Source organism: Sphingobacterium anhuiense (assembly GCF_042686355.1).
Taxonomy (GTDB): Bacteria; Bacteroidota; Bacteroidia; order Sphingobacteriales; family Sphingobacteriaceae; genus Sphingobacterium; species Sphingobacterium anhuiense.
This window is the reverse complement of sequence record NZ_JBHUPE010000005.1, coordinates 174,857-192,437: the sequence shown is the minus strand read 5'-3', so window position 1 is coordinate 192,437 and position 17,581 is coordinate 174,857. Positions and strand designations below refer to the sequence as shown.

15 protein-coding genes are annotated in these 17,581 nt (G+C 37.7%); 3 read left to right on the top strand and 12 right to left on the bottom strand.

Translation table 11 applies throughout. From position 1 onward, the window contains the following. Window positions 1-66: 66 nt before the first annotated feature. On the top strand, window positions 67-546 hold the full coding sequence (locus ACFS6I_RS12940) for a hypothetical protein (protein ID WP_380921148.1): 480 nt from the start codon (window positions 67-69) through the stop codon (window positions 544-546). A gap of 134 nt (window positions 547-680) precedes the next feature. Further along, complete coding sequence (locus ACFS6I_RS12935; protein ID WP_380921146.1) at window positions 681-1,049, top strand: nuclear transport factor 2 family protein; 369 nt, start codon at window positions 681-683, stop codon at window positions 1,047-1,049. A gap of 251 nt (window positions 1,050-1,300) precedes the next feature. On the opposite strand, the gene ACFS6I_RS12930 is transcribed toward ACFS6I_RS12935, so the two are convergent. The 6 genes from ACFS6I_RS12930 to ACFS6I_RS12905 form a co-directional block, all read right to left on the bottom strand. Continuing rightward, the gene (locus ACFS6I_RS12930) at window positions 1,301-2,770 is read right to left on the bottom strand and encodes a transcriptional regulator (RefSeq protein ID WP_380921144.1); all 1,470 of its coding nucleotides are present in this window, start codon (window positions 2,768-2,770) and stop codon (window positions 1,301-1,303) included. Window positions 2,771-2,917: 147 nt separating this feature from the next. Beyond that, window positions 2,918-3,073 carry a hypothetical protein gene (locus tag ACFS6I_RS12925; RefSeq protein ID WP_380921142.1) on the bottom strand — a complete coding sequence of 52 codons (156 nt, stop codon included), beginning with the start codon at window positions 3,071-3,073 and terminating at the stop codon, window positions 2,918-2,920. A 425-nt stretch (window positions 3,074-3,498) separates the two neighbouring features. Further along, window positions 3,499-3,849: a helix-turn-helix transcriptional regulator gene (locus tag ACFS6I_RS12920; RefSeq protein ID WP_380921140.1), complete on the bottom strand. Its 351-nt coding sequence runs from the start codon at window positions 3,847-3,849 to the stop codon at window positions 3,499-3,501. 588 nt (window positions 3,850-4,437) lie between these two features. Beyond that, the gene (locus tag ACFS6I_RS12915) at window positions 4,438-4,593 is read right to left on the bottom strand and encodes a hypothetical protein (RefSeq protein ID WP_168127226.1); all 156 of its coding nucleotides are present in this window, start codon (window positions 4,591-4,593) and stop codon (window positions 4,438-4,440) included. A gap of 39 nt (window positions 4,594-4,632) precedes the next feature. Further along, window positions 4,633-6,195, bottom strand: coding sequence for a hypothetical protein (locus ACFS6I_RS12910; protein WP_380921138.1), 1,563 nt, complete (start codon window positions 6,193-6,195; stop codon window positions 4,633-4,635). Between the two features lie 698 nt (window positions 6,196-6,893). Then, on the bottom strand, window positions 6,894-9,137 hold the full coding sequence (locus tag ACFS6I_RS12905; RefSeq protein ID WP_380921136.1) for a GH92 family glycosyl hydrolase: 2,244 nt from the start codon (window positions 9,135-9,137) through the stop codon (window positions 6,894-6,896). Between the two features lie 430 nt (window positions 9,138-9,567). Here ACFS6I_RS12905 and ACFS6I_RS12900 point away from each other — a divergent pair, with 430 nt between their 5' ends. Further along, window positions 9,568-9,762 carry a hypothetical protein gene (locus tag ACFS6I_RS12900; RefSeq protein WP_132770695.1) on the top strand — a complete coding sequence of 65 codons (195 nt, stop codon included), beginning with the start codon at window positions 9,568-9,570 and terminating at the stop codon, window positions 9,760-9,762. Window positions 9,763-9,888: 126 nt separating this feature from the next. On the opposite strand, the gene ACFS6I_RS12895 is transcribed toward ACFS6I_RS12900, so the two are convergent. The 6 genes from ACFS6I_RS12895 to ACFS6I_RS12870 form a co-directional block, all read right to left on the bottom strand. Beyond that, window positions 9,889-10,629 carry an SDR family NAD(P)-dependent oxidoreductase gene (locus tag ACFS6I_RS12895; protein WP_183911727.1) on the bottom strand — a complete coding sequence of 247 codons (741 nt, stop codon included), beginning with the start codon at window positions 10,627-10,629 and terminating at the stop codon, window positions 9,889-9,891. 116 nt (window positions 10,630-10,745) lie between these two features. Further along, a complete protein-coding gene (locus tag ACFS6I_RS12890) occupies window positions 10,746-12,188 on the bottom strand; it encodes a TolC family protein (protein WP_380921133.1) in 1,443 nt (480 codons plus the stop codon). After that, entirely contained in the window at window positions 12,151-13,467 is a 1,317-nt protein-coding gene (locus ACFS6I_RS12885; protein WP_380921131.1) for an HlyD family secretion protein, read from the bottom strand. The genes ACFS6I_RS12890 and ACFS6I_RS12885 overlap by 38 nt, the downstream gene beginning before the upstream one ends. 15 nt (window positions 13,468-13,482) lie before the next feature. Continuing rightward, a complete protein-coding gene (locus ACFS6I_RS12880; protein ID WP_380921129.1) occupies window positions 13,483-15,150 on the bottom strand; it encodes a peptidase domain-containing ABC transporter in 1,668 nt (555 codons plus the stop codon). Window positions 15,151-15,759: 609 nt separating this feature from the next. Further along, window positions 15,760-16,599: a metallophosphoesterase family protein gene (locus ACFS6I_RS12875; protein ID WP_380921127.1), complete on the bottom strand. Its 840-nt coding sequence runs from the start codon at window positions 16,597-16,599 to the stop codon at window positions 15,760-15,762. After that, window positions 16,593-17,516, bottom strand: coding sequence for a RagB/SusD family nutrient uptake outer membrane protein (locus tag ACFS6I_RS12870; RefSeq protein WP_380921125.1), 924 nt, complete (start codon window positions 17,514-17,516; stop codon window positions 16,593-16,595). The genes ACFS6I_RS12875 and ACFS6I_RS12870 overlap by 7 nt, the downstream gene beginning before the upstream one ends. Window positions 17,517-17,581: the final 65 nt, after the last annotated feature.

The following is a 17,581-nucleotide window of genomic DNA, read 5'->3' as shown; positions in this document are numbered from 1 at the left end:
AAAAATAAATAATATTATAAAAAGCTTCCCAAAAAATTTGGGAAGCTTTTTTTTTGATTCCATGTTATGAAAAAGAAAAATATGACCTCTAAATTGTTCACCTTGAATTGCAAAAATCAACGTGATTTACTATCAGATATCATTTCAACAATGTATCAATTAGGATTAGAAATTGAGACCATTTCACAATCCCGTACAGATATTCCGGAAATAGTATTGATAACGATTGAAGTAGCTATGCCAGGAGTGTTAATCGATAATACAATACTCAATCTTAAAAAAATAGCCGATGTACTGGATGTTACAATCACTTTTGGTTCTGTTTTAAATGCCGCATTGTTTAAAATATCATTCGACACAAATGAGAACATCTGGGAAATTTTACATCGCTATAATGTACGCTGTGTTTCCATGGAAAATAACACCTTGTTAATACACCAAATTGCGAAGGAAGGCGATATTCAAAGGTTATACAATGCTCTAGAAGGGCCTGGACTAATATCTTTTTCGCAGTTGCCACTTTCAAATTATCAATCTACCATTTAATAGTAATTTCGGCACACAGCAATTATCCATATATGTAGCAGGAGTAGGAGGAGAATTATTCTTTAAAAGTTTATTAAATTAGTAGTGGAGTAAAAATAAATCATTTAAGTTGGACGCTAAAAATATAATAACCAATGATAGACACAGATATTTTAGATCAGGAAAATAGGCTTTATGAAGCGATCAAGAAAAGTAATATAAACGTGCTTGAAGAATTGCTGCACGATGATCTTCTTTTTGTACTTCCAAGTGGAGACGTCATCACAAAGGAAATGGATTTACAGAGCTACCGTGACGGTAACTTAAAAATCAGTGAGCTTATTCCCCATATGGAACATCTAAACATCATAGATGATACAGCAGTTATTACGTTGACCATGGAATTAAAAGGAAATTACAGTGGTGAAGACTTTGAAAGTAAGTTTCATTACATCCGTTTCTGGAAAACATTCCCTACTGGAATAAAAGTAGTTGGAGGAAGTGGAAGGATTGTTCATATTTAAAGGGGCTGTAACATTTTAAAGCGTTGCAAAAAGCCATTAACTTTTTGCAACGCTCTAATTGAAAACGGTGCTACTACACACAATTATTATTTATACCATACAGGTCCTGGTTTGTTTCCCATTTCGAATACCATCGTCGGACCCGACATCATTTGCTGATGCGTGATACAATTGGTTTGTGATCTATTGAACAGATTAGATAGAAATATAAATGGTCCGAGACATGTATGTGGATTGACATAATGGAAACATTAATATACCTTTTCCGTAAGTCCGCGCATCCAGTTATTAAAATCCGCATCCGAAGGGATTTCAAATTTTTTACGCAATCTGTTCTTCCGAATCTGTACTGCTCTGACTGTCACAAACGTATATTCGGCAATATTTTTTGTTGAAAAGTTGAGAAAGGCCATAGCACAAAACTCAAGCTCGGTGCTTCTAAGATTTGAGTCAAGTGATTTCAACGCCTGTATAAACTCCGGATACAATTCGGTAAATAAAGTCAGAAACTCTGGATTATTACTTTTTGCTAGCTCTATCAGATTATTGAATTTATTTTCTCCGATCTGCTCTGTCAGTTCCTTGTTGATGGTTTCTGTTTCCTGTAAAGCATCTTCTTTCTCTCCCAAAACTTTACGATTGTGCCTAGATCGCCATACAAAAAAAGTGATCGCAACAATGAGCACGATTAAAGCAATTATTGAAACGGTAACTGATTTTGACACCTTGGTATCAGATTCCTGATCTTTTAATTTCAAAATCTGATTGAGCACCTGATCAACGACCTGTCTATTTTCATTTTCCAAAGAATCATTGAGTCGGCTAAAGGCCATTTCATAGTGATCAGCTTTGGCTTTGTCCAAGTTGGTTGTTCGGTATAAATCAGCCAGCTCCCGATATGAATTTTTCATTCCAATTCTGCTACCGGCTGCCCGCTTTTTTGCTAGGCTCTCTTCATAAAAAGCTGCAGCTTTTTTAAAGTTTTTTCTTTTTTTCTCCAAAAGAGCCAAAGCACCATAGGTATTCATAACAACAGGGATTTTATATTTCTCCATGAGTTCCACGGATTTGTCAAGGTATTGTTGCGCCTTCACTAAATCGCCCTTTTGTACATATAACCTACCCAGATTTTCATAAACAATCTGATAACGCATTGCCGCATCTTTTTCCTCAAAGACCTTTAGGTTCTCTAATTGTAGTTCTGTATATTTTTGCATAGAATCCAGTTGTCCCAGACGCTGAAAAACAACAGATAAATTTTCATAGTTAAACTGGTAGGATTTTATTTGCTTTTCCCCTGCCAGCTTTTTGATCACTCCCTGCTGCACACGGAACTCCCGAAGGGCTTGCTGATAAAGCATGAGCCCCCCATAAGCTCTTCCCCGTAACCGATGAACTTCTGATTGCATGAAAATTTCATTCTTATAGAAGTCCGTAGTTTCAATACGGTCAATTTGCTTCAGTCCTTCCTTAAATAAACCTATAGTCACAAGACCTTCTGCTAGATAAGAGCCCCCTTTTGCTTTTCCCTCGTCATATTTGGCGGCATTGGCCAAATTAAGCGCTTTTATCACCGTCTCAATATAGGTCACCAAATCTCCTCTACTAGCAAATTCCATCGACTTCGCTAAGAGTGAATCAATCGCTTGCTTCTTGTCATCACCAGCTATTGCTTTAATCGTAAATAATAATAAAATAAATAAAAGAAGTTGTTTTCTCATTAGGTAGGTTATCAATTGTTATATAGTTCTATCACAACAGTCTAAAGCTCCCTTCAGCCCTAAATTACTGCGATGCAAATCTAGATATTTTAAATCATTAAACAGATATCAAAGCATCTCTAGAATACATTTTTCATCCCGAATTGTCTAATCCTCTAACTTCCGATAATCATCGTCTAATGGCGATCCGCCCTGGGAAACCTGTGCAGAACCAGTAGCCGCCCCCTGCTCCGTTGCTACAATTATAATACTCAAAATCGGAGGAATATAATTTTCCTTTTTCTTTTGATTTTTTGTTTCCATGACTATTTATTTTTCAATTTTATATTTGGTATAAATCTTTCTGACCATTTATAATTTTAGATTGATGATTTAATAAACCTTCGAATTACACAGCCGTAAGCAATTGCAAAATCAAATGAAACTAGTTGGAACAAAGATTAGGATTTTGAAATACAAACGATGATAAATGACCTATCACATAGATATCACATAAAAACTAACCATCATTTACTAACTTGGAATCGATCAATATAAAATATAAATAGTGGAAAACTTTTTGAATTCATATTATATCAACACTGTACTCCTTTTATATATGTCATTAAATTTTAATATTTAGTGCTTGAAAAGCTGTTCAGGCAAGAAAATAAATCTTCCCTAAAATTTTCTTTAATATTACTGATCAATTCAAAATTGCAAGGGGAAATTCAATACTTACCACATTGCTAAATAGTTTCAATAGCTATATGCTCTTGTTCAATCATTGGAGTTCGCTGGACCTGCTCGCGCATCCAACAATTAAAATCAATATCAGAAGCGATATTCAGTTTTTTACGCAATCTATTTTTGCGTACCTGTACAGCACGTATGGTGACAAAAGTATATTGGGCAATATTTTTGGTCGAAAAATTCAAAAAGGTCAGGGCACAAAATTCTAATTCACTACTGCGGATTTTGGGATTTATTGTCTTTAAAGAGGCAACAAAATCGGGATAGATTTCGCTGAACAGCGTCAAAAACTCAGCGCTATTGTTTTTCGCTAAAGCAATTAAATTATTGAAGTTATTCCTTTCCATTATATATCATTTTTTAGTAAATTCTCATTTCTATATTTCCATCCTTTTGAGATAAATTCCTTCAACCGCTAGCTGCCAATTTTGCTTTTTTTTTAGAAGAAATAGCAATTAAAATCGACAGCTCCACATTGATACCCATAGACTAAATTCAACTATATTATCACGGACCTCCACACAAATTAGGTTCGAGCGATAATTCATTATAGCCCGCAATTCCTGGACTGAATGTCTTACCTTATTCTGCTTGACAAATATTTACATTAAAAGAATGAATCAAAAAAAACCGCCTTTCACATTCATATCACACTTTATAAAAAACTGATAAACAACCACTTAACACCATAAAAAAAACAAATAATTTAAACTTGAGGATTCAGGAAACGTCCGCCCCCCCTAAAAAAGAAAGTCCTTCTTATGAAAGAAGAACCTTTTTTTCCCTGATTAAGGACTTTTCGAAGTCTATTTGAACTGAATTTGTTCCTGTACCCAGTTTAAAATCTTTAGTCTATCTCATAAAAAAGCTCGACAGGAATTATTAAAACCTGTCGAGCAACTAAGATGAATTAAACAATAATTAGTTCGGATAAATTACCAGTCGATGGTACGATTATCATCATCAGCATTATCCCATGATTGTTGCACGTCGGAGCTAACAGATGCCGCTGCAATACCTTGTTCCATTTCCACTGTCATCAATTCGATTCGTGGACTTAAATAGATTCTCTTGGGCTCATTAGTATTCATAATATGATTTTAATAAAAGTTAACATTCTGTGATTCTACCTACAGTGTACAAGCAGTTTTCTTTCTGCCACTACCTGACCCCACCATCGTCGTCTTACCCTGTACTACCTGTGTGATTTTTACAGTATTGGAAGTCGAACTCCATGGCACCGTATTAAATGAACCTTGTGTCAGTTCAAGTGGATATAGTGCACCTCCTGAGGTCTTGCTACCATACATAGTAACCTCACCGGTACGACTAATTACAACTCTAATAAGCGGCTGCGCTACCGTACCTACCATATCATAAATTTGTTGGATTGTACCGCCTTCCACATTGTTTCCGCCATAAACACTTCCATCTACATATCTCACATTTTTTTGGGCAATGGCAATACCAGATTCAAATTGAATTTCTTGTGTGGCCAGCTTGATACCATTAACCTCCATATTAAATGAGTTGTCTAATTGAAGAATATCAAACACAAATCCATAATCAGCACCTGGTGCTGTCAATGTCTGTGTAACTAAGCTTCCGTTAGGAACAAATGTACCATTGACAGTGGCACCTGATCCAGAAGCAGCATAATCCCAGTTTAGATCCGCACCTCCTGTCACTGGCTGTGTACAAGTTTTGAAGTTTAGGTTTAAGTTATAACGTTGACCTGGTATAATCTGTAATCCAGCAACGCCTACATTAGATCTTGTCTCTCCATCAATAGTAATTGATCCAAAACTAAATACACCATTGGCAGCGCCAGGGTGGATTAACAGTGTAGGGATACTCGATACAGTCCGTAAGCCCGCTCCCAAAGCTGGAAATTGTACAGCAGTAGTTGCAGTATTTCCATTGTAGGATATCGTACCATCTGCTAATTTTAAACTTGCACTAGGATGCGTAGGGTTTATCGTTGGCGTAACCAAGCTTGTTATTGCTCCAGTCATTTCAGTTGCCATACTTAAATTGGTCGTTACCTCACTATACTGATGTTTCAGCACCACATCAAGATTATTCTCACCTGAATGAACTGTTAAATCTTTCTTAAAGTACATCAGATCTGCACTTATGTTATCCAGGCTGGCATTAGCGAGTTCGTTCTGTGCAGTCACCCCTGGAACTGTTGCCGTACTATTGACTGAATAGGCTACAAAAGTATAGGTCTTTTCAGCATCCAATGTGATTTCACTATTATTGTCAACAGAATTTGTGTAGATCTTTTCTGTTACATAATCCCCATCTGCATTATACACCACGATTTTATACTTGACATTAGCTGCCAATGGTGTCCTCTCTTCGGTAACTGCGGCACGGTTTCCCGATGAGGACCGTAATAGGTTACCACTAGCCTCGGAAGACTTGTTTGTCAATGTTGCCTCAAAAGAACTTGAGTTTGTTAAAGGAATCACCTGAGTCTGGGCTGTGTTTCCAATACTGCTCCCATTACTTGCTTTCTTATTGACGACAACTGGGTTTTCTACGCCAAGTAAGTGGATATTGACGCTAGCCTTGCCGCTCGCTGCTACACTGTCTTTGCTTTCCTTACAGGAATACAAAGACCCACACACCAAAGCCGATAGAACCAGTGTCTTCCAGCTTCTTTTTATCTGTGTTTCTAAAACCATTTTTCTAATTTTTTGATGATTAATAAAATTTTTAATTAATTTCCACAAATATTGCAATGATTTCTCAAAAGGAAACAATAAGGATATATCACAAATATATCACACATGAGCACGGCTATTAAACAAATACCATTACAATAGATGAAAAATATTATCACTAAACAATACAAGCATTTTATTAGAGAGGTAACACAGAAGCTATTGACGGTATTTTTATTTTACTAATTTCAATAATCAACACAAAAAACTCATTACAAGTAGGATACCTTAATGAAGTAGCAATGTGATATTAATATGATAGGTTTATCACGCATTTTTGATCGACTGACCTATTAACTTTGAAGTACAGAATACAACATGGTATTAGAAGTTCAAAGAATTGGATTCCATTTTCTTGCACTTCAGCTGAATTATGAGATTTTACAACTGCACATATTATGACCAATAGAAAGAGCAGTGACATTATGTTATCATTTCCTGCGGAGAGTCATAGGAGTTCTGTAGATGGGGTGCAAATGATTATTCTAAAGTGTTCAGCTATCCAGTACGTTGTATCCAGAATAAATAAAAGTTAAATTATAAATTTATTTCATAGTTTAACTTTTATTCCTACCTATTCAAAAACAACCTATTGAAATCAATAGAAATTAAAAAGCCCAGCATGGTTGATCCATGCCGGGCTTTTTAATTCCTACAAGTTATTTCTTATACCATACTGGCCCTGGTTTGTTCCCCATTTCGAATACCAACGTCGCACCCGACATCAATTGCTGATGCGTGATATAACTGGTTTCAAGCGGCTTACCATCTATTGAAACAGATTGGATATAGATATTCTCTTTACTGACGTGATTGGCTTTGACTGTAAATTTCTTACCGTTAGCAAGCATAATTTCACTATGGTCAAAAAGCGGTGTCCCGATCTCATAATGGCCACTGACAGGATCTACCGGATAAAAACCTAATGCACTGAAGACATACCATGCAGACATCTGTCCACAATCTTCATTGCCACTCAAACCAGAAGGAGTATTTAGATACAGTTTTTCCATTACCTCAGCAGCATATTGCTGAGTTTTCCAAGGTTGTCCGGCAGCATTGAATAGATATAAAGCATGATGGCTCGGTTCATTGCCATGTGCATACTGCCCAATCATACCGGTGCTAAAAATAGGCAGTTTGGTCGTATCTGAAGGATGTAAAGTAAACATACTATCGAGCTTTTGTCCAAAGCGTTCTTCCCCACCAACTAAATTGATCAACCCGGGAATATCATGCTGTACCGACCAAAAATATTGCCATGCATTACTTTCACAGATATGTTCACTATAATCTTCAGGATCAAATGGGATTATAAATTGACCATTACTATGACGTGGCTGCATAAACGAAGTTGCTGGATTATAGACATTCTTAAAGTTTTTTGATCTCGCCAAAAATGTAGCAGCAATATCCTTTTTCCCCATCTTGCTTGCCATTACGGCTATACAATGATCATCGAAAGCATACTCCAATGTGCGCGATAAGGACCAGTTCTCTGCATTGTATTTATCAGCAACGTCATAAGGAACATAGCCAAGTTTTTTATACAGTCCAACTCCTCTGTATGCATCGGTGTTTGCTGAAGCGACACAAGCTTCAAGCGCTTTATTGATGTCAAAGTCACCGATCCCTTTTAAATAGGCATCGGCGATAACAGGTATAGCATGGTGCCCGATCATCATATCGGTTTCGCTTCCATATATATTCCATACCGGTAAACGACCATGTTGCTCGTAAAAGGCAATAAAGGACTTAATCATATCATTTACACGATCTGGATCAGTGATGGTAAATAATGGATGTGATGCTCTATAGGTATCCCACAATGAAAAAGTACTATAATTGGTCCAATTTTCGGCCTTATGTATTTTCCGATCAGCACCAAAGTAAGACCCGTCTACATCTCCAAATATGGTAGGAGCTAACATACTATGGTATAATGCGGTATAGAATTTCACCTTGGTATCTTTATCTGCTGTCTGGATAGCGATCTTGCCAAGTTCATCATTCCAATTTTTTTCAGCCTGCGCGAGATAATAGTCAAAATCATCTTTTGGCGCTTCTGCTTTTAAATTGTTTGATGCTCCTTCCCTACTCACTCCGGAAAGTGCTGTACTCAATGTGACTTGATCTCCTTTAGCTGTTTTAAAATCAAAACGGGCTTTAAAAGCTGTTCCAGTTCGTTTAGTAGCTTTTGTTAAGGTATCTGTAACGGATAAGATCGCAGTACTATCTAAGTGTACGGCAATAAAGGGTTTTGAAAATCGAGTTTCGAAATAGACACGTTGCCCTCTTGCCCAGCCTTCAGAAAATCGATAACCGCGTATCGTAACCGAATCGACGACTTCAATATGGGAATCAACTGTCGAATCCCAGTTCATTGCTTTCTTCAGGTCTAAAAATACAGCAGCATCTGCTTCTGGGAAAGTATAACGCTGAATACCGCAACGAGGGGTTGCTGTCAATTCGACATTGATATCATAATCAGTCAATTTTACTTGGTAATAACCGGCATGTGCCTGTTCATCGCTGTGCGTAAATTTGGAATGAATACCGAGTGGAGCCTCTGCTTCTTTGTAAGGAAGCGTAACTGGCATAAAAGAGATATCATATAGATCCCCTGCTCCTGTTCCACTTAGGTGTGTATGACTAAAACCAGCGATGGTGCTATCCGGATAGAAATATCCCGATATGCGGTCCCAGCCTGGTAAACCATTGTCAGGACTTAATTGGATCATACCAAATGGAGCCTGCGCTCCGGGGTAGGTATTCCCCGTAAAATCTGTCCCTATAAAAGGATTAACAGATTTTGCATAAGAATCACGTTGGTTATCTTTTTTGGAAGCACAGCCTAAAACAACGAATAGACCTGCACAAACCATATAATTCACATATTTCATTGTATATATCGCTTTTTTTTAAATTTTATTTACAACTATTTATCACCCCTAAAAGAAGATCATCATGGCTATTTTACGGGAGTTTGATCACTTAGTTTAAACTTCCTCGACTTCCTCTTTTGTTATCTTTTCTACACCAATTTCTAACAACCGATCGCTACATTCTATGATCTCACTACTGTTTAATTAACCAAACAACTGTTTTAATCAAGAAAAACAAGAGCCCAATATAAGATAAATGGAGCGATCAATAAAATTAAATTTAATTTCTTGTTATATATTTAAAACGTTTTAGCAAAATCACATAGTGCTCGTTTGATCTTGTTCCAAGATCAAACGAATATTAATCCAAAATCCCCGAATATACATTTATAGCGATTACAGCAGTAAATTGTCCTTATCTTAATTTCGTAAATAAAACTTTATCACTATGAAAAATTTAGAATTGTTAAAAGAAAAATCAACCATGCTTTCTAAAGAACAAATGAAAGGCGTGCAAGGGGGTATGAAATGGACAAAGGACAGAAGTAACAATGTCCATGATACAAGATACCTAGATGGCTGGCTTAAGCACAGAGCGTCATTATCAGCCGAAACTATTTTATTCGGTCACGATCGATATTAGTATTCGTAATACTTCATTAACGAAATAAATCCCATCAAGTCACTACAAGCTATACGATTATTCAATTGTAAAGAATATCCGTATAGCTTGTGCTTACATTAAAATAAGATTTGATAAAAGATAAGTTTATTTCGCATTCTCCGCATAATAAAGGTCGGCAAATAGCTTCGACAGTTTAGCAGGATCTTCTCTCCAGGCATTATACATGCCCTGCCCCATTTCGTCAGGTATACTATCGAGTTTACCGTCAGCTACACCTTGCAGTATTTGGATAGCAGTACTGTCTGGATCGGGCATATCCCAATCACTACCTTTGTTCATATCCGTGTCAATTGCTCCGGGATTGACCGCATAGACGGATACATCTTTTTTAGCCAATTCAATTCGTACGGATTGTGTAGCAGAAAAAAGAGCTGCTTTTGAAGCCGCATATCCTGCAATAGATGGCAAAGGGGAGTAAGCGGCAATAGAAACAATATTGATCATAATGGAGGGTTTATTTCGAATCAGAATTGGTGCAAATGCCCGCATCATTTTTATTGTTCCAAAATAATTAACCTGTAAATCATTATCCATTCCCAGGAGATCTCCTTCTAAGATATTTCCAGAGTTTACTGTTCCGGCATTGTTGATAAGAATTTCAGTATCCTGAGCTACGGTTGCTACCCATGCAACTTGTTGGTCATCTGTAATGTCTAGTTCTAACGGTACTATCCGATCGTCATTAAATGATGGCATTTTCTTTAAATCCCTGCAGGTTGTATATATTTTCCCTACCCCATTATTAAGTAGAACCTTTACAAGTGATTGGCCTATTCCCCTATTGGCTCCTGTAATTAGGATCACCTTATCTTTAAAAATTTGCATCGTGTTTTATTTTTTGGTTAACACAAAGCTAGTGTGACGAAAGGAATGATAAAATCCAAAACGTGCGGTATTAAAGAATGGTCTCCATTCATTTCACAAAACACCTATGGTGTTGACTAGCGCAGTGCTACCGACGAATCAAAATTAGCATTTGTCCATTTCAGTTTATTATAACTTTTGAGAAATTTGAGTCTTAATTCTAAGATCTTTTCTTGGGCATCAATAAGCTTATTTTCGCGGCTGTTGATCAGAAATAACGAACTTTCGCCATTAGCATATTTGGATTGCTCGGCCATCAGTAATCGTTTATAATTATCCATGTTTTTGGTGGCGATACCGATCTGACTCCAATAGTTGTAGATTTCATTTTTGTAGCCGGTTATCTTAGTTGCCAATTCCTGACTTTTATAAGCCAGATCCAAACTGTTCTGATCGATCTTCAATTTTGCCATTTTATAATCAGCTCTTGCCTGTCTTAAAAAAATCGGTATTTCAAGTTTTAAACCATATTGGAAGTTATTATCAAAAAGTGGAAAAAACTGGTGTGTATACCCTTCTTTATTATAAAAATTATAGCTAAAATCTATTTTGGGCAATAAGCTCTGCAATTTGAGGCGACGTTCGCTTTCTAATATTTTGCCTTTTTCATCATAATAACGTACAGAAGCATGGCCATTTAGCGTATGCGCATCCACCTGCGCCAATAGATCGGTGTATTGCGTATCGTCAGTATTGTTCTGCAATCTTTCTGAGGGAATAAGCCCTTCAGTCACGGGATATGGCTTAAGGTCCTCCTCCCATAAATATACCGAAAGCTTTTGTGTCGCACTGACAAATTGAAGATAAGCATCCTGCTGCTCCAGCTCATAATTCTGCAGCTGCGAAAGTGCTTCGGTGGTATCAATTGCAGCCTGTTCACCATACTGAAAAGTTTTGATCACAAGTGCCAGCCGCTCTTTATTGATGTTAACTGTTTCCCTTTGCAGTAGATAGAGCTCATATTGTTTGACCCATTCCCAATAGCTGTTTTCCGCTTCCAGCATCAGCTCGTTGGTCAACACGGTTTGTTCGGCTTCCGTCATACGCTGCGCAATCTGTGCTTGCTCCAATAAAGCACGTCTTTTATCATACAGCAGATTTTTTGCCAACGGAACAGTTACGCCAACTTGATATAAACCTCCCCTTGTATCACTGTTATTGAGTTTTTCTCCATCTAAATAGCTGTAACTACCATTCACCTCTATACCATACCAAGTCGGAATACCTAGACCAATATTACGCTGTTGATAATACTGTGTGCCATCAATGGTTTTTTCTCCCGTTTTAGCGTCCAGAACAGGATCAAAATTACCTTTAGCTTGCTGTATACCAGCAGCAGCAATACGGTTCTCTAAGCGATATTTGAAAGCCATCGGATGATAATTTTTGACGATGGCCAAAAACTCGTTCCGCGATAATCTTAAAGTATCCTGCCCAAAAGAAGATTGGCTGAAAAAACATATCAGAATAAGGATGATATAACTATTTTGCCGCTGCATCGTTTGTTGCTTTATTTTCATTTTTGACTGTATAATAATCCGGAGGGAAACCATTAATATTTCGCCACAGCTCATACCAGATCGGCACATCGTTCAGGATCGCAATACCTTGCACCCCAGCCCCCACTTTAATCTGTGGAGGCCATGGCTTTTGTCCTTTATCTTCCATGACCAGAGCCCTAAAAAGTCCGCTCGCATTGATATTATTTTCGACAGCAATTACTTGACCTGCAAAAGTTCCGTAACTCGTGGTTGGCCAGCCTGAAAATACAATGGCAGGAAAACCGTCGAACACACACATCACCCGTTGTCCAACTTTGAGTAAAGGTAAATCTACGGGTCTCACAAAAATTTCGACAGCGTAATCAACCTTGCTGGGCACGATCGTACCGATACTTTCGGTTTCCTTCAGGATTTCTCCGATACCACCTTTATTAAGTTGTACAATCTGTCCGTCCTGAGAAGCTTGCACAAAATATAATCCCCGTCTCGCTCTATAATTGGCAACCTGATTTTCAAGTTTTGCTATTTCGCCAGTACTTCCCTCAATCTGCCCCAAACTCGAAAATCTGTCACCTTCTGTTTTGCTTAGCTTTTCAGTATAATCCTGGATCGTTGCGCGCTCTTCGATCTGTACCGTTAGAATCTCCTGATTTGTCTGCGCCAGCTTATTGTCTATGGCTGTTTTTTTAGCTAAAACATTTTGGTAGGAAACATTTCGCTGTTGCAACTGGGTAAGGGACACCAGACCATCATCGTACATTTTTTTCTGTCGGTTAAATTGATCTTCGCTTAATCGCAACTCGTTGGTTATAGCCAAAAGTTCTGCCTGCTCCGCCTGCAGCTTATTATTTAACTGACTGATCTTCACTCTCAATTGTGCCAGCTTAAGTTCTCGCCCAGCACCGAGAGCTTTGATCTGATCTGCAGTAGTCCCCACTTTGGCTTCGTAATAATTACGGACACCTTTCTTCGCGCTGACCTGCTGCTCGGTACGTTCCAGCAACTGCGGATCCATATAGTCATCTTTCACTTCAGCTAGCTGCAGTATGGTATCACCTTTTTTTACAAAATCGCCGTTCTTGACATACCATTTCATGATTTTACCTGGAATAGGCGAATTGAGCTGCTGCGGACGCTGATCCTGATACAACGTGGTCACAGTACCCTTCACCTTAATATTCTGTGTCCAGGGTAAAAAAAGCGTCACAAAGCACAGTATACCCATGAAGATAAACCAGTTTTTAACTGAAGACTGCTTATGGATATGGTATATTTTATCGAATGATTTGAGTTTCATCTGTTCACGTTATCTTTACTTAATTTCAATAGTACGGTTTTGCAGGTAGAGATGCTGATCCGCAATCTCCATTACTTCTTTTTCTTTAGACACTAAGATCACAGTTGTATGTTGCTTGATTTCATCCAGATATTGTGTCAGTTTTTTACGAAATACCTCATCCATCCCGTCAAGAGGATCCTCCAATAGAAGTAGACGGTTATTTCCAAGAAGCGCTCTCAGAATTAAGATCATCTTCCTTGAACTAAAAGAAATCTCGGTATCTGTCTCACTCAATAAGGTATAAAAACCGTTGCTAAATTGATCGGATAGCTGCTCAATACCGATTGCTTCAGCAAGTCGGAGTATATCTTCGGTACTGATGTTTTCACGTCCAAGCACTAAGTTTTCGTGAAGAGTACCTTTGATAATCGTCATATCTTCCATGTACAGGCCTATGCGATTTCGTAAGGCAATTTTGTCAATATTTTTGATCGGTATTTTATCAAAAAGGACTGTTCCTCCAGAGGGTTCATAAAAACCGGCTATCATATTTAAGAGCATGGATTTCCCGGCACCTACCTGTCCCGAGATCATGGTCAGGCTATTGGCCGGAATAGTAAAATTCAAATGGATAAAAACCGGACGGCTGTCAGCAAAATTTAAGCTGACATCTTTAAAAACAACTTCCATTCCTCTTGCTGTACTCTCCAATACAATCTCGCCATTGGATTCTTCACGAAGCCCCGTCACCTTGTGAAGTTTGAGTACCGAAGCAATCATATCGTAGTAACTTTCGAGACTTTTAATCAGCTTTTCAACCGCGGACATAATCATGATCACCACAATTTCTGTTGCAACAAATGCACCGATATTGAGTTTTTGATTGATCAACAAATAAGTCCCTATTCCCAGCATAACCAATGTAATGGTCACATTAAAACCAATGATGGATTTGTACTGAAACAATAAAACCTTGAAATGCGAAGTCCGGTGATCAAGATACTGAACCACCCGTTCATCCGTACCTGTTAAATGCATATCTGATTTTGAATTAATCTTGAATGTTTTTATAGCGCTGGCGATATCTTCGAGCCATGAAGCCACCTCATATTTTTTATTACTTTCTTCAACACTGGACTGGATACCCGAATCCATTGTAAAATAAAAAATACAACCCACAATAATGATCACAACTGCTCCGAATACTAAAAACCAGACATGATAAAAAGACAGCAGGATGATACCAAAAAAGATCTGTATCAAAGCTGTTGGAATTTCGAGCAGAATTTTAGAAATACTTTTTTGTAGGTTCAGAATATCAAAAAAACGGTTAACAAGTTCGGGTAGATAATATTTCTTGGTGGCGGCGAGGTCTATTTTTGGAAGTTTCTTGGCAAAAGCGATGGAATATTCTACGAAAATCTTTTGCTGGATCTTCTCAATAATCTGCATGACTTTAACCCGGAAAACCCCGTATAAAAATGTACCCAGCACCACAAAACCGATCAGCAGATAGAGCGATGTGACCATGGTGGCACCCAAAACAAAACTGACAATAGCCTGGATACCCAACGGAATACTCAACTGTACAAGACCACTGAGAATGGCATATATATAAATGGACGCAACATCTTTCTTTTCCTTGGTTATCTGCTTAAACCACATTCTAGTGCTTGCAGTATAATCTTCTTGATTTGCCATTATAATTTATTTTTGGAAAGTATATTTAATATTTTAGAAGGTCGATATTTTGCTTATTCTCCAATAAAATGTGGTATAAATAATCCTGTAATCAACAGTTTCCTTATCTCAAACTTAGTAAAAAATCCAAATAAAATGCACAGGCATAACGGATTTTTATACAAGGCAATACCTTTTAGATATACGATCTACCATTATGTGCAAAATCTACCCAAAAGCCACTACACCACCTTAACAACCTGAATACCTAAGCCTTTAACAGAGAGCTAACATACACTTTTAAGGTTCATATCTTTACTTTTTAAGTTTCAAATGCAATCAGCATAAAGGAAAAAAATGTTTCTGATAAAAGAACCATTAAAAGATAAATATAGCTGATACTTCAAAAATAAAATCAAATCATACAAATTGGATTTGATGTATTAAAAACAGTGATCGACATCTGAAAAGACTATTTTTCTGTTAAAAAAAATAGAAATTATGGATAGAAATCACGCATAAAAAGCAACGTACCTAGTCCACCCTTGCGAGAAGTAAAATAAAAATCCCCCAGAAAATTTAATATTTCCCGGGGGATAGTTACGACAGTACTTTACTGAAATATTTGGTCTATTTGATGTATTTCCAACTAAAATTTTGTCCCTTTACGTCAACTTCAAGATGACCTGGGAATGTACCTTCAAAACTACCTTGCCACCAATTACCAGAAACTGCACCTGCTGTTATAAATTGTACACCTTTCACTTTAATCTCTTCATATAAATGCATATGCCCTTGAAGTACTAATTTCAGATTATGCTCTTTGAAAAGATCAAATACCTGCTTTTGATTTGTAAACGTATCGGCAGCGGTATAACGTCCTTCCAGGACAGGATAATAAACGGATAAAAAAGGAACATGGGACACAATAACTAGGGGCTGTTCTTTCGCTGTACTGTTAATAATACCCTTTAACCAAGCAAACTGTTGCTCTCCAATGATGTATTGATTATCCTGCACTTCTACACTATTGAGCACAATGAACTTCCATCCTTTATGATCAAAGGTGTAATAAGTCTGACCAAAAGTGCGTTCGAAAAGTTCAAAATCATTTTTACCGTTTCTTAGATCACGCGGTAATCTATCGTGGTTTCCGATAGCCATATGATAAGGCTTTTTTGTATGTTCAAACACATCTTTAAGCAACTTGAATCGTTTTTCTCCCAGCGGTAGATCCGTGTTTTTTAAATTGTCGATATCGACATTATCTCCACCACTCATAATAAATTCCACCTGTGGCGACAATAATTTAAGCCGTTGTGCTACCTGTCCCAATGTAGAGTCACTATGCGTGTGCATATCGGTCAGAAATGCAAATTTAAAATCTTGTGCCTGTACGGTCTTTATGCCAAAGAGCATCAAGAATAGACAACTTACTGTTAATCGTATTATTGGATTATGCTTTACCATCCGAATATTTGTTTAAGGTTATCATTTAAAAGTATCTCTCCCTGTGGTATAGGACGATAATAAAATTTTGGGGTTTCAAAAGTTCCTGTATTTTCAACCGTCTCTACAGTACCACTATTGCCATCGGATAAAAACACCCCCACATCCTGACCAAAATGTCCAACACGGTAGTATTGTAATTCTCGTCCCAGGCTATTTTTTTCTTTGACTTCGGGAATTGAAGATGAAGATGCAAGCAGTACGACATCGGGAATACCATCACCGGTCATATCATGCTTTCCTAATCCAGAGAAATAGACACCTTCACGCTTATTTTTTAATAATTCACCCACATTCCAACGCATGAGATCTGTAAATCGGAATCCTTCAAATGCAAGTTCGACACGGCGCTCTCTTCTGATCTCCAATACAAGATTCCGTTGATTACTTTCAACATTGGCATAGCGTGATGCCAAGACTGGATCTATACGTTCGCCAAGTGTCATAGCGGGCATACCCGCTCTTGTACGCAATAGATTGACACTTCGATCTAAATCGGCTTGTGTCAGCAACCCCAGTTCAGCCTTTGCTTCGGCAAAATTCAAAAGAACCTCCGCATATCGGTACAAGGGAATATCTAAGTTATTACGAGCCTCTAGACTCAGCGTATTTTGAAAACCTTTAATTTGATGATAGCCAGAAAAGTTTTTCGCCAGTTGTTGTACATACAATCCCGCTCCCTGTGCATAAGTGTGGGAATAGATCAACTCCCATCCCGGATAGGCATAGGTTTGTGATAAACGGGGATCTCTGTTTTCAAACTCCTTCACAAATGAATTCTTATCATATCCTACTTGAGCCGAATAGAAGGAACCATCTTTCATCAGATAGGACTGTACCAGATCCCGCAAGGGATAATATTCATAATTACCGAACATACCTGGCCATGAATCGGCATTGAGTACATTGTTGGCATAAAAGCGGCCAAATACAACCTCTTTAT

Coding starts and splice junctions, on each gene's coding strand:
- ACFS6I_RS12925 (WP_380921142.1), bottom strand. CDS start 3,073: ATGGAAACAAAAAATCAAAAGAAAAAGGAAAATTATATTCCTCCGATT.
- ACFS6I_RS12870 (WP_380921125.1), bottom strand. CDS start 17,516: ATGTTCGGTAATTATGAATATTATCCCTTGCGGGATCTGGTACAGTCC.
- ACFS6I_RS12905 (WP_380921136.1), bottom strand. CDS start 9,137: ATGAAATATGTGAATTATATGGTTTGTGCAGGTCTATTCGTTGTTTTA.
- ACFS6I_RS12895 (WP_183911727.1), bottom strand. CDS start 10,629: ATGCAAATTTTTAAAGATAAGGTGATCCTAATTACAGGAGCCAATAGG.
- ACFS6I_RS12940 (WP_380921148.1), top strand. CDS start 67: ATGAAAAAGAAAAATATGACCTCTAAATTGTTCACCTTGAATTGCAAA.
- ACFS6I_RS12920 (WP_380921140.1), bottom strand. CDS start 3,849: ATGGAAAGGAATAACTTCAATAATTTAATTGCTTTAGCGAAAAACAAT.
- ACFS6I_RS12930 (WP_380921144.1), bottom strand. CDS start 2,770: ATGAGAAAACAACTTCTTTTATTTATTTTATTATTATTTACGATTAAA.
- ACFS6I_RS12890 (WP_380921133.1), bottom strand. CDS start 12,188: ATGAAAATAAAGCAACAAACGATGCAGCGGCAAAATAGTTATATCATC.
- ACFS6I_RS12910 (WP_380921138.1), bottom strand. CDS start 6,195: ATGGTTTTAGAAACACAGATAAAAAGAAGCTGGAAGACACTGGTTCTA.
- ACFS6I_RS12935 (WP_380921146.1), top strand. CDS start 681: ATGATAGACACAGATATTTTAGATCAGGAAAATAGGCTTTATGAAGCG.
- ACFS6I_RS12900 (WP_132770695.1), top strand. CDS start 9,568: ATGAAAAATTTAGAATTGTTAAAAGAAAAATCAACCATGCTTTCTAAA.
- ACFS6I_RS12915 (WP_168127226.1), bottom strand. CDS start 4,593: ATGAATACTAATGAGCCCAAGAGAATCTATTTAAGTCCACGAATCGAA.
- ACFS6I_RS12875 (WP_380921127.1), bottom strand. CDS start 16,599: ATGGTAAAGCATAATCCAATAATACGATTAACAGTAAGTTGTCTATTC.
- ACFS6I_RS12880 (WP_380921129.1), bottom strand. CDS start 15,150: ATGGCAAATCAAGAAGATTATACTGCAAGCACTAGAATGTGGTTTAAG.
- ACFS6I_RS12885 (WP_380921131.1), bottom strand. CDS start 13,467: ATGAAACTCAAATCATTCGATAAAATATACCATATCCATAAGCAGTCT.